This is a genomic window from Verrucomicrobiota bacterium JB022, from assembly GCA_030673845.1.
Lineage (GTDB): Bacteria > Verrucomicrobiota > Verrucomicrobiia > Opitutales > Oceanipulchritudinaceae > WOUP01.
The window spans coordinates 264,712-276,925 of sequence record JAUTCQ010000001.1 but is presented as its reverse complement, the minus strand read 5'-3'; the positions used below and the strand labels follow the sequence as shown (position 1 = coordinate 276,925).

General features: G+C 59.3%; 11 protein-coding genes. All 11 read left to right on the top strand.

What is annotated here, in order from left to right; all coding sequences use genetic code 11:
- The first annotated feature begins 30 nt into the window (after positions 1 to 30).
- The 11 genes from Q7P63_01250 to Q7P63_01200 all read left to right on the top strand — a co-directional run bounded on the left by Q7P63_01250 (position 31) and on the right by Q7P63_01200 (position 12,178).
- Positions 31 to 1,989 (top strand): bifunctional DNA primase/polymerase, encoded by a 1,959-nt coding sequence (locus Q7P63_01250; protein ID MDP0498700.1) that lies wholly within the window; start codon positions 31 to 33, stop codon positions 1,987 to 1,989.
- A 124-nt stretch (positions 1,990 to 2,113) separates the two neighbouring features.
- On the top strand, positions 2,114 to 2,653 hold the full coding sequence (locus tag Q7P63_01245; GenBank protein MDP0498699.1) for a hypothetical protein: 540 nt from the start codon (positions 2,114 to 2,116) through the stop codon (positions 2,651 to 2,653).
- Positions 2,613 to 3,314, top strand: a complete 702-nt coding sequence (locus tag Q7P63_01240) for a hypothetical protein (protein ID MDP0498698.1) — start codon at positions 2,613 to 2,615, stop codon at positions 3,312 to 3,314. The genes Q7P63_01245 and Q7P63_01240 overlap by 41 nt, the downstream gene beginning before the upstream one ends.
- 439 nt (positions 3,315 to 3,753) lie before the next feature.
- Entirely contained in the window at positions 3,754 to 4,467 is a 714-nt protein-coding gene (locus Q7P63_01235) for an N-6 DNA methylase (protein ID MDP0498697.1), read from the top strand.
- Positions 4,468 to 4,501: 34 nt separating this feature from the next.
- Positions 4,502 to 5,164 carry a ParB/Srx family N-terminal domain-containing protein gene (locus Q7P63_01230; protein ID MDP0498696.1) on the top strand — a complete coding sequence of 221 codons (663 nt, stop codon included), beginning with the start codon at positions 4,502 to 4,504 and terminating at the stop codon, positions 5,162 to 5,164.
- On the top strand, positions 5,161 to 6,672 hold the full coding sequence (locus Q7P63_01225; protein MDP0498695.1) for a ParB N-terminal domain-containing protein: 1,512 nt from the start codon (positions 5,161 to 5,163) through the stop codon (positions 6,670 to 6,672). The genes Q7P63_01230 and Q7P63_01225 overlap by 4 nt, the downstream gene beginning before the upstream one ends.
- The gene (locus Q7P63_01220) at positions 6,669 to 7,091 is read left to right on the top strand and encodes a hypothetical protein (GenBank protein ID MDP0498694.1); all 423 of its coding nucleotides are present in this window, start codon (positions 6,669 to 6,671) and stop codon (positions 7,089 to 7,091) included. Before Q7P63_01225 ends, Q7P63_01220 begins: the two co-directional genes overlap by 4 nt.
- 45 nt (positions 7,092 to 7,136) lie before the next feature.
- Positions 7,137 to 7,841, top strand: a complete 705-nt coding sequence (locus Q7P63_01215) for a methionine biosynthesis protein MetW (protein MDP0498693.1) — start codon at positions 7,137 to 7,139, stop codon at positions 7,839 to 7,841.
- A 54-nt stretch (positions 7,842 to 7,895) separates the two neighbouring features.
- Positions 7,896 to 8,468, top strand: a complete 573-nt coding sequence (locus tag Q7P63_01210) for a hypothetical protein (protein MDP0498692.1) — start codon at positions 7,896 to 7,898, stop codon at positions 8,466 to 8,468.
- A gap of 16 nt (positions 8,469 to 8,484) precedes the next feature.
- On the top strand, positions 8,485 to 9,078 hold the full coding sequence (locus tag Q7P63_01205) for a hypothetical protein (GenBank protein ID MDP0498691.1): 594 nt from the start codon (positions 8,485 to 8,487) through the stop codon (positions 9,076 to 9,078).
- Positions 9,079 to 9,133: 55 nt separating this feature from the next.
- Entirely contained in the window at positions 9,134 to 12,178 is a 3,045-nt protein-coding gene (locus Q7P63_01200) for a COR domain-containing protein (GenBank protein ID MDP0498690.1), read from the top strand.
- Positions 12,179 to 12,214 lie beyond the last annotated feature (36 nt).

Here is a 12,214-nt window from a genome sequence, read left to right as displayed (position 1 = left end):
GCCATTTCCTACTGAGCCTTTTCCTTGATCTTGAACGCTGACTACACTTCCTCGCTTGCGACTGCCCGGGCCTTGCGCGCTCAGGGCGTCGCGTGCATCCCGGTGGACCTCGAGAAGCGGCCGTGCCTGCTCTCGTGGAAGGAGTTTCGCGACCAGCTGCCGACCGAGTCCGACCTTTCTCAATTCTTCGCCAACGGCTCCGGCATCGCGATTGTCGCCGGAGCGATCCAATGCATCGACATCGACGTCAAGCACGACCCGTCAATCTGGGAGCGCTATATCGAAGGCCTCGAGGCCGCTGGCTGCAATCCGATCATCGAGCGCCTGGTGATCCAGCGCACGCCATCCGGCGGCTGGCACTTCGTCTTTCGCACCAAGGGCGAGCCGATCCGCAACGTGAAGCTGGCCCGCAAGCCCGACGGCGCCGCCATGATCGAAACACGTGGTGACGGTGGCTACTTTCTGATCGCGCCCTCGAAAGGCTACTCGCTGATCCAGGGCGACTGGGACGAGATCCCGACCATCAGCGACGCCGAACGCGAAAGCCTGCTGGAGGTCGCCCGCAGTCTGGACGAGCGCCAGAGTCCGCGCGAGCACCGGCCATCCATGGGCAGCGGGGACGACCTTTCGCCCGGCGATGCCTACGACGCCCAAGCCGACACCGAGCTACCGGCGCTTCTACGCAAGCACGGCTGGGAGCAATGCGGCCGAATCCACTGGACCCGGCCCGGCAAGACCCACGGCGTCAGTGCCTCGTGGAACCAGATCCCCGGACGCTTCTGGGTTTTCACCACGAGCACGCAATTTGAGGCCGAGCACTCTTACCGGCCGTGGCACGTCTTCGCTATCCTCGAGTGTGGGGGCGACTACCGCCGGGCGGCCGCCGAGTTGAAGCGCCTGGGCTTCGGCTCCAAGCCCGCAGAACCGCCGATGGCAACTTCCCCGCGGGAGAGTCTACAGCAAGCCTTGGCTGCGCCACCGGGCGCGACACAGGGCCAAGCAGGAACCGACATCTTGAAGCGCATCGAGGCCCTCCGCTTCCGCCCGCTGGAGAAGCCGCCCGAGCCGACAATCCTCTGCTACGTTGCGGGCGTTCAAGTGCTGACCAACGGCAACCTGGGCGTGATCTCCGGGCAAGCCAAGTCGGGAAAGTCAGCCTTCCTCGAGGCGCACTTCGCCAGCGCGATGGCTCCGGACCCGGCCGCGATCGACAGCCTGGGCGTCTACGTCCCAAACCCCTACGGCAAGGCCATCATTCACCTCGATACCGAGCAGAGTGCCTACGACCATTGGCAGCTCATTACCCGCGCCCAGCGCCGGGCGGAGACCGAGGAAGTGCCCCCGTGGTTCCTTTCCTACTGCCTGACAGGTATGATGCCGGAAGAGATCATGAACGCCCTTGAGGCGCTGCTACAGGACGCGCTGGAGACCTTCGGCGGCGTCCATAGCGTCTTCATCGACGGCACGGCCGACCTGGTCCACGACCCCAACGACACCCGCGAATCGTTCGCCCTGGTGCGCCACCTGATGGCCTTGGCCAACACCTACGACTGCGGGATCGTGAACGTCATTCACTTGAACCCCGGCAGCGAATCCAAAACGCGCGGACACTTAGGTTCTCAGCTCGAGCGCAAGGCCGAATCGAACCTTCGTCTGGAAGCCGATAAGGGCGTTACTCAAGTCTGGTCGGAGAAGCAACGCCGATCCCCTATCAAGAAAGGAGAGGGACCTGTTTACCGCTGGAGTGTCACTGACAAATGTCACCGCTCAATGTCAGTAGATGAAATAAGCTTAGCCAAAACTACCAAGGGCAAAGCGCCTTCAGCCGTTGATATTCTTGAACTTATAAAACATCACAAGGCTACTGACATGTCTACTGACACAGTCACTAACATAATTTCCGTTATTTCTACTGACATAGGTGTCAGCAAGCGAACCATCTACAGAAAGGTAGATGAACTGAAATCCAAAGGGTTATGGATTTACTGACATTGTCACTGACACACCTACTGACATGTCAGCAGGCAGCTACTGACATTAGCCCCCCTATATATAGGGGGGCATATTATGTCAGTGACGCTGCCATAGGAACTTCTGTCACAGAGCAAAAATCATGAGCCGCCACTACCTGCCCAAAGAGAACCTGAGCTACGAAGACCGCCAACGTATCCGCGACCGTCAATACCTCGAAAGCTGGAAGCGCCTACCCGCACGCAAACGCAAGCAACTCGAGGCCGTTGGACTTGGCCCCGCCCTGCCCGACTACCGAACCGCCAAGCCCGACGTGACCGGGAGCCTCGAACGTGCCACCAGTCGCGACCCCGAACCGGAGGAGCCCGCCCCTGTCGTGAACTTCCAGCTCGACGCAGAAGTGCTCATCGCGGCCTACCGTCGGCTGGTCGGTGAAATCGTCTCCTGCGACAAGGCCGCGCTGACCATCGACTGCCTGGCCCTTGTCACCAACATCGCTTACGACGGCTCGACTCAGGTCGAAATCGCCGAACGCCACGGCGTCACCCGCGCTGCCGTCTCCAAGCGCTGCACGCAACTGACCGACGCACTGGGGCTTCCGCCATCGCGAGCCATGCGGGCGTTGACAGTCCGCGACGCGTATGCCGAACGAGCCCACCAATCCCACCAGCGCAGTGCCTGACCTCTCCATTCAAACCGACGCCTACCAGATCACGCCGACTGGTATCGCGTTCAACCGCGATCTCGAACAGCACGAGTGGGAAGCGCTCGGCTCCAAGCTGGGCGAAGTCGGCCGATCCGTTCAATGGCTAATCGGCGACTGGCTGGCCTATGGCGAGGGCAAAGGCCAGTGGGGCGATACCTACACCGAGGCAATGCGTATCACCGGCCTCGACTACACCACGCTTCGTAACTACGCGAACGTGTCCCGGAAGGTGCAATTGTCGGTGCGCACCTACAATTTGAGCTGGGAGCATCACCGCAAGGTAGCGCCGCTCAAGACGACCGAAGACCAGAAGAAGTGGCTCAAGAAGGCGGAAGACGCTGCCAAGAAGGGCGAGCCGATCTCATCCCGCCGCCTGGCCAAGTCCATCATCGTCGGCCGTGTCGTGAAGAAAGAGGAGATGATGACGCCACCGGCAGAACGCGGCAAAGACAACGTCCACCCGCACGTAAACCGGATCGTCGTCTGGTGGGGCAAGATGAAGCGCGCCGGCTGGCTCGACCGCGCCGAAGACTACCAGCTCACCGACCTCATGCTCGACCTTCAGCCCGTGATCGACATCGCTGCCGAGCTCCGGGCCAAGCTCAAAGAGCTCGAGGCCGAAGAGGCCGACGAGTAGCTCGGACCGCTCGGCCCCCGGGGGGGCGTAAGGAATCTTTTAGGCCACTTATACGCCCTGCGGGGTCCATCGGCAGGGCCGTCAGTTTGAACGAGCGGGGGAATTTTGCATTTCCCACAAAATTTTGAGATCCGTCGCTGGTAAGGCCGCATGAACGCAGGGAATTACGCTTCCGGGGTATTGGGAAAGCAGCCGGTGATTTTCCCAGCGAAAGAGCCTGAAATGGGAACCGCCGATTTCCTCCGAAAGACATAGACGTGAGTTGTCGCCCTGCCAGAGTCTGGATACAATGGAAGCGACTCATAATCAGCGAGAACGACCAGATAGCGTAGACGTCCACGCGCAGTTTAGAGCGATCCTACGGCGGGAGATCAGCCAAGCGAAGAACTGGCCCCGCAAGCCACAGCGGAACCTCCGCGTCGAAAAGCCCTGGGGCTGGATGCTCCCGCTACTCGTGCAAATCGAAAGCGCCTGCTGGGGCCGCTGGGAACACTGGCTGCAGATCCTCGAACGAGGCCAGGTCGGGAGCGATCCCATCCCGCGGATCGAGTTCAATGCGCATGACGCCGAACCTGCCCGGCGGATGCACGAGAAGGCGCTGGACTGCATCTGCGCGGGCACTAGCTGGCAAGGCTGGGACAGCTGGCGGATCTTCGACTACTACCTTGACTGGCTCCTCTATGGGTTCGGCGACCCGACGCAGCGCGAGCTACCGGAGGAGCCGCAAGAAGGCGCGTTCAGCCGCCTCTATCAAGTGTTCTGCCTCGAGGCGATGATCGCCTGGCCTGCGGACCTCTTCGGAGACCTACTCGCTGAAAACCGGCATGGGCGTGGCTCCGGCTTCTTCCCCACCCCGCACGATGTCGTGGAGCTGATGACCACGGCGACCTTCGCCGAAGGCGTCGACCACCGCCTGAAGTCGGTCATGGACCCTTGTGTCGGCACCGGCCGGATGATCCTGCACGCCAGCAATCACTCCTACCTCTTATATGCCCAGGACGTGAACCTCACCGTCCTGAAGGCCTGCCGCGTGAATGGCTACTGCTTCGCCCCTTGGTTCGTGCGGCCGTTGAAGGAACTGAGAAGTGCCAGCCGTGAGCGCCAGATTCAGACTCAAGCGGCCGAGCAGTTGTCACTATCGTTCAGTGCCTAAAGACCTTCCTCCCTTTGACAGCTCATCCGCTTGCATGACGCAAGCAGCGACGCCCAAAGCAAAGTCACTGGCGGATGGGGTTGAGGTCTGGTGCAGCTTTGACCGGCTGGTGCCGATTGAAGACCTCGCACCGAATCCGCGCAATCCGAACACCCACCCGGCCCGGCAGATCGAGCTGCTGGCCAAGAACGTGCGCTACTTTGGGTGGCGGCACCCAATCACGGTGTCGAACCGCAGCGGGATGATTGTGGCGGGGCATGGCCGATTGGAAGCCGCGAAGGTGCTTGGCGTGAAGCTGGTCCCGGTAGACTTTCAGGACTTCGCCAGCGAGAGTGACGAGACGGCGGTGTTGGTGGCCGACAATCGACTGGCTGAACTGGCTTCGCTCGACCTCAACTCGCTGGAGTCGGTCATCGAAGACTTGCAGGTAGTGGACTTCGACACGCTGCTGACCGGCTTCGAAGCTTCCGACCTGGAGAGCCTGCTAGGCGCCTCGCCGGGGCCTGAAGAGGAAACCGATGAAGACGAAGCGGAGGACTCCGAGGAGGAACGGAGTGAGGTCGGCTTCTCGCTGGGCCAGTATCGCTTCAAGATCCCCCAGGAGGCTTACCTCATCTGGCTCGACGAACTGAAACAGAAGGTGGGCTTCGACAAGGAGTCCGTCCTGAAGGAACTCCGCCAACGCCTCGCCCTGTGATTCAGCTCGAACCCATCGGGGCCGTCAGCCCCTCCACCTACAACCCACGGTCGGCCGACCCGGCGCGGCTCGACATCATCGAGCTGTCGCTGCGCAAGCTGGGCTTCATCGCTCCTATCTTTGCCGACCGCAACGGTGAAATCCTCTCGGGCCACCAGCGGCATCTGGTCGCGACGCGGATGGGCGCGCAACGGCTGCCTGTCTTCCGCACCAAGGAGCTGCCGCTCGAGCAGCGCAAGGCCCTGAACATCGTCTTCAACCGGGCGACGAACGACTTCGACTGGAACAGCACGCCAAGCCGTGCCACCCGCGAGCTTGAAGCCATCGACCTCCCGCGGCTGGCCGATGCCATCCCCGACAAGGCAGTCGATACGCTCGACTTCCACCGGTGCCTGAACCCTCAACAGGTCAGCGTGAAGGAGCTTTGCCAGGTGAACGCCGGACGCTGGCTGCGCTACGCCCGCAATCTGGCCAACACCCTGTACCGGCAGGGCATCCTGATGCCGATCGTCTGCCGCCAAGACGGCACGGTCATCAACGGCATTGGGCGGCTCGAGATGCTGGCTGAGCAAAAGCGCGAGACCGCGCCCGTGGTCTACGTGAGCGACGACGAAGCCGCGTTCGCCCAGGCGATGATGAACCTGCTCTCGATGGACTTCGACGTGCATACCCGCTACGCCGATCTCCTGCGCCACAACTCCTTTCGCCGGGCGCGCCGGGTGCGCGACGAGCTGGGGCACGGCTTCACCTTTGCCGTCCATGGCCGCAAGTCCTGCAAGACCTTCGACATTTCCAATCCGGAGCAGCGGGCCTTGTGGGCCAAAGAGCACGGCACGCGGATCCTCGACTTTGGGGCCGGGCACCTGACGGAAACGAAGATGCTGCGCCGCGCCGGTTTCGACGTTACGCCCTTCGAGCCCTATCACATTACCGGCGCCACCATCGACAAGGACAAGAGCGTCGGGATCGTGCGCGAGTTCCTGGCAACAGTAGCCAGCGGCAAGGACTGGTCTTCGATCTTCCTCGCCAGCGTGCTCAACTCCGTGCCCTTCGAGACCGACCGGGAGCACATCGCCGTCATTCTGGCGGCGCTCTGCCACCCGCAGACGAAGCTCTACGCCTGCGCCTCGAGCACGACCGAAACCGGCTGGCGTCAAGTGAACGGCAAGGCCTTCCTCAACGAGAACAACGCGGCCAATATCGCCTTTCGCCTGGACTACGAATCGGGCATCCGGCTGGGCGACTTTCAGGAGAAGCCGAAGGTCCAGAGATACCACACGGAAGCCGAGTTTCATCGGCTCTGGACTCGCTACTTCCGGTCGGTTACTATCCGGGAAATGACCCATAATGTCACCGCTGCCTGCGCCCACGCCCGGCGCGTCGATGCCGACCGTCTGCGCGCCGCTCTGGAATTCGAGTTCGACCTGCCCTACCCCGACGGCACCCGCCTGGGGATGGTCGCCGAAGCGAAAGCCGCCTTCAGCCAACGTCTCGGGATCGACCTGTGATCTACCTGCTCGACCTCAACTACACCCTCGTCGGCAATTCGCCGGAGCGCGGCTCTGCGCCCATCCGACCCTTCATCCGCCAGATCGAACAGGAGGAATACCGGCAATGGCTGGTCGAGCTGCTGCGACCGCACCAGGTGATCCTCATCACGGCTCGACCGGATAGCTATCGCGAGCCCACCCTTACCCGGATCCAGGAGCAGACCGGCTGGCAACCTGAGGCCGCCTTCTTTGCCGAAATCCGCAATCGGCCGCCGCAGATCAAGCAGCACCTGCTGGAGACCCACATCTTCCCGCGCTATGGGCGCACGGGCTTCTACGGCCTTGAGAGCAACCCGCGCACGCGGAGCATGTATGAGAAGTTCGGCATCGCGTCCGAACCCGTGACGGACCCTGAGCGCTTCCGGCTTCCCGCCTAAAAGGTGTTCACCTGTTCACGCATTGATTGACAGAAGCGCATTGGCATGGCGCCACAAATCGACGCGGACGAGTGCATCCAGACTCACTCCAGCAATTGGGTGTTCGACGAGCATGTCGCACCCCACTTCGATGAGCACGTGCGCAAAAGCGTGCCGGACTACGATCGCGTGCAGGAGCTGGCCGCGAGCTTCTCCGACTGGTTCACCTACCCCGGCTGCACGGTCATCGACTTCGGCGCCTCGACCGGCGAGACCATGCGCCGCATCCGCGAACGCCACTCCAAGGACATTCGCCTGGTCGGCTACGACAACAGCATGGCGATGATCGCCCAGGCGGCGCAAAAGGGCATCGGCGTCACGTTTCAGGATCTCGAGCGCCTGACGGCCCTGCCCCATTTCAGCTATGGCGTGGCGCTCTACACGCTGCAATTCCTGCGCCCGGGGCCTCGGCGGGAGTTGCTGGCCCGGATCGGCGACCGTCTCGAGCTCGGCGGGGCCATGATGATCGTCGAGAAGGTGATGGGCAGTTGCTCCACCACGCAAGACATCATCCAGCAGCTCTACTGGGACATGAAGCTCGCCAACGGCCTGACACCGGCTCAGGTGCTGAACAAGGCGCAAGCCCTGCGTGGCTGCATGTTTCCCCAGACGATGCAGGAGAACGAGGCCGACTTCCGCGCCGCCGGTTTCTCCCAAATCGAGGTCGTCTTCAAGGACGTGCAGTTCTGCGGCTGGCTGCTGATCCGTTGAACCACTTGGCTTGATTCATCCTTCACTGGTATATACTCTTGCAGCTAGCGTCGTATGCCTATTCAGCCAAATATGGAGTGGTATTCCAAGGAGAGCCAGAAGGCCAAAGTTTGTTGCCGGTGCCCCTTCGGCTCTTATTCAAAATGCCCCCGCTATTTCATCACCGCCCAATTACTTCAAGAAATGGGTAGCGTCCCTCTCGATAACCGCGTCTCTAAAAAATATACAGACCAATGGAAACGCTCAAATCTCTGGGATGAACGGGCTGAGGACGAGACTTCAGTCTCTGGAGGAGAGCGAAAAATGTTATCAAATGCTTGCCCTGAAGTGGTCTTCGATCAATTCGGGATTTTTGCTACATATCTGTATTCCTACCCATCAGCTGAAGAACAAGACGAAGCGATCGCAGCCCTGCAAATTGAGGAAGGAAGTGACGATTGGCGTCTTCAATGGTACAAGATAACGCCTCAACATTACACAACATGCAGATTCTTCTCGCTTCTTTCTCGACAAAGCGAAGAACCCGAAAGAATTGTAGACCTAAAGCCCACATTCTCGGGAATGACATTGAATCTTAACCCGCTGATCCAAAGAGTTTGGACTTGGATCAAAGGGCTGATCCGTTGACGCCCTATCGGCTCTGATGGGGCAAGAGGGCTTACATGAAGAGGCAGCCAAGAAAATCCTGCAGAAGGATTACGAGAACCTCGTGCGCAAGGTCGCTTCGGGCAAGACGCTGACGGCAACCGAGCGAGCCCTGGTGGAAGCCAGACTTGTCGGGTCGAACCAATCGACGGCCCGCGCTGGATCCATTGCGGAACTGGCGGAAGCCCTCGGCGTGAACCGGCGGACCATCACCAACTGGCGCAAGCTGAAAGGCGCACCCAAAACCGCCACCAACGGCCAGCACGATGTCGCCGCATGGCGTGAGTTCGTCCGAACAAAGGGCCTCAAGGGAAAGGAGGCAGCCTCGGATGTCGACGCCCTGAAGCGCCGGCGGATGGAAATCGACGTCGAAGAGCGGGAGTTCCGCCTCTCCGTGCGGCGGGGTCAGTATGTCGCCATCGACGAGGTCCGCCAAATCTGGACCACAGAGGTCAACAAAGCCATCGCCCTCTTACGCCAGAAATTCGAGAGCGAACTGCCGCCGGTGCTCTCAGGCATGGACGCCGTAGCGATCCGGCAGGAGTGCGCGAGGGCGATTGATGAGGTGTGTGAGACGCTGAACGAAGCGTGAAGTAAAGCGTTCCGACTGGACGACATGATGATGAAGATCTAGTGAATATGCCGCAATGCATGAAGACGGATACAGTGAAGCTCTTAGACGGATTGCACAGGAAAAGCAGGAACGAAGCGGACAACTCGATCTATGTGACCTGGGTCTGACCCTCTTACCCAGCGAACTGGCCGAGTTGGAAGATTTGGAGTCGCTTTTACTGGGAGGTACTTTTTCCCCTCACGGCAACCCACTCAATGGATCGGGTGCCTTGTCCCCGCTTTCCAAATTAACTAAGCTAAAGGAGCTAAAATGCAGCGACACCAGTATCATTGATCTCTCGCCATTGGCTGAGCTGCAGAGCCTCAAATGGCTCGAGTGTGAGAACACCGCAGTGACTGACCTTAGACCTTTAAAGGGGCTAAAGAACCTTCAGGAGGTCCATTGTTCTCACACGAGGGTCAGCGACCTCAGTCCCTTCGAAAAGCTCCAGAGCCTCAAAGTCCTGATTTGCAGCTTTACCGACGTAAACGACCTTACCCCTTTGGCGGAACTTCGAAACCTGCAAATACTCGACTGCTCCCTTACAAAGGTGAGCGATCTTTCGCCATTGGCTCGGGTCCAGAGCCTCCGCCTCCTATGTTGCTATGGTTGCGCAGTCCATAATCTTGCTCCCCTGTCTGGGCTCCAGGCCCTCCAAGAGCTCGATTGCGCAGCTAACGCGATCCATGATCTAGGCCCCTTGGCCGGGCTCCAGAGCCTGATAAGGCTCAACTGTTCGGATACGCGAGTTAGCGACCTTCACCCACTGGCGGGACTTCAGAACCTCTATGACCTCGAATGCCAAAACTTATCACTTAATCAGCTTCCCGAAGCACTGGTCCTCAAGGCTTCTCTCGAGCTGTGGGATTTCTCAGGGACTACCGTCAAAGGCGTCCCTGCCGAGGTGGTGAGGGATCTAGAACAGCTACGGAACCATTTGCGTGACCTGAAGAAAGCAGAACCAGCAACGTTTACGGACATCAAAGTGATCATCATCGGCAATGGATACGTTGGCAAAACCCAACTTTGCCGGCACCTCCAAGGGAAGGCCTATGACGAGGCAGAGCCTAGCACGCATGGCATACACCTTAGCCGCATGGCATTCCCAGCCCCCATTGGAGTGGAGCAAGAGAGTGACATCGCCTGCAACTACTGGGACTTCGGTGGGCAAGACCTCTATCACGGCACCCACGCGCTCTTTATGCGCACTCGGGCGGTCTTCATCGTCGCCTGGACTCCCGCACTCGAAAACACCGACCGATACCGAGACCAACAGAACCAGCGCCTCCCTTACTGGCTGGAATATGTCTACCACCTTGGAGGCGCCCATAGCCCGGTCGTCGTGGTGCAAACGCAGTGCGATAAGGTATCTTCGGAAGCCATTGTCCCCGACAATGAGATCCTGAAGCAGTTTCGCGGCATGCGACCGCGCACGGTTCATTTTAGCGCCAGAACTGGCTACGGCGCCGACAGCCTACGCCAAGCGATTTTAGACGCTGTAGGCGCATTGAGACAGAACGAGGGAATCAGCCACATCGGTGCAGGGCGCATGCGGGTGCACCGCCAACTTACCACCTGGCAAGAAGAGGATCGCCAGCGTCCTGAAGCCGATCGCTTGCACCGCACCTTGAGCTGGTCGGCGTTCAAGGCCCTATGCGACCTAGGCAATGGCGATGTGTCTTCCCCTGAAAGCCTGCTGCACTTCCTCCACGACACCGGACGGCTCTTCCACGACGGCGACCATTTTGAAAGCCAGATCATCCTCGATCAAAGCTGGGCACTCAATGCGATCTACGCCGTTTTCGACCGCAAACCCAAAGGGCATCGCAACCAGAGCCTGGCCGACCGCATCCGCAGTCAACAAGGCCGCTTTACCCTCGACGACCTCGCCGCCTGGCTATGGGATGCTCAAGGCTATTCGCGTGCCGACCAAGAGATGTTCCTCAGCATGATGCTCTCCTGCGGCATCGCCTTTATTTTGGAGAGAGACGAAGAGCTCGGTAACACCTACGTAGCCCCAGAACTGCTGCCCGCCGATCAAGATGCGCTCAAGGTCTCTATGCATGGGCGCTGGGATGAAGAAGCAGAAACGGTTGAACGCATCTATCGATACGATTTCCTTCACCACGGGCTCATCCGCAGTCTGATCTTCAAGATCGGATCCGAAGCGGGGGCCTATGGCCACTACTGGAAAAACGGAGCCTTTGTATTCCACGAAGCACATTCCGGCTCCTCTGCACTCGTTGAGGCCCGCTTCACCGGAGGCACAAAGGGCGAGATCCACCTGCGCACTCAAGGCAGGGATCCACGAAAGCTCAACGCCCTTATCCACAAGTGGATCAATAATGTTGGCAACCACTGCGCCTGTAAATGCACCGCCACCATCGAGCCTGAAGACCGCCCCCAGCGAAACGTCGCCTTGCCCGAAAAAGACCCCAGCTATCAGCCCAAAATGGATGACAGGCGCAAAATCCCCAATTGTGCACTCGAAATCGCTGTTTCTTACGCCTGGTGGGACAACGACGACGATAAGAGCGACAGCCAGGGTAGAGTCGACTCCTTCTGCGAACAAATGTTAGAGGCCGGGATCAAGGTCATCCGTGATAAAACCCATGCCTTAGTCCACCATAGCTTGAGTGAATTCATGAATCGAATTTCTCGTGCGGACCGCGTCTATATCTTCCTCAGTGATCGATACCTAAAGTCTGAAAACTGTATGTATGAACTCTACGGTGCATGGCAGCATGTTCTAACCGACCACGAAGACTTCCGAACCAAAGCCCGAGTCTATTTCATTAAATCGGCCCGAGATATACAAAAGCCCATTGGCCGTATGAAGCGCGGCAAATTCTGGGGCGAAAAATATAAAAAGCTTCAGGAGGCTATCAAAGAATGTGGTCACGAATACCTTTCCCCGTCGGACAAGGCCAAGTGGGATCTTATGCGCCACTTTGCGATTGAAACGAGCGAAATCCTTAGCACCATCAGTGACTCCAATCAGCTCCGAGACTTCGATAACTTCACCAAAGACGCCATCGCGACCGAGATCGCCGAGATCGAGAAGCTGCGCACCAAGTAGTTGACGCCCCCGCCCCGGCGTGACGAACACGCTGCA

Bases quoted from the DNA above. Each gene is read 5' to 3' on its own strand.
- Q7P63_01240 (MDP0498698.1), top strand. From the start codon at position 2,613: ATGCCGAACGAGCCCACCAATCCCACCAGCGCAGTGCCTGACCTCTCC.
- Q7P63_01200 (MDP0498690.1), top strand. From the start codon at position 9,134: ATGCATGAAGACGGATACAGTGAAGCTCTTAGACGGATTGCACAGGAA.
- Q7P63_01210 (MDP0498692.1), top strand. From the start codon at position 7,896: ATGCCTATTCAGCCAAATATGGAGTGGTATTCCAAGGAGAGCCAGAAG.
- Q7P63_01245 (MDP0498699.1), top strand. From the start codon at position 2,114: ATGAGCCGCCACTACCTGCCCAAAGAGAACCTGAGCTACGAAGACCGC.
- Q7P63_01205 (MDP0498691.1), top strand. From the start codon at position 8,485: ATGGGGCAAGAGGGCTTACATGAAGAGGCAGCCAAGAAAATCCTGCAG.
- Q7P63_01230 (MDP0498696.1), top strand. From the start codon at position 4,502: ATGACGCAAGCAGCGACGCCCAAAGCAAAGTCACTGGCGGATGGGGTT.
- Q7P63_01235 (MDP0498697.1), top strand. From the start codon at position 3,754: ATGCTCCCGCTACTCGTGCAAATCGAAAGCGCCTGCTGGGGCCGCTGG.
- Q7P63_01215 (MDP0498693.1), top strand. From the start codon at position 7,137: ATGGCGCCACAAATCGACGCGGACGAGTGCATCCAGACTCACTCCAGC.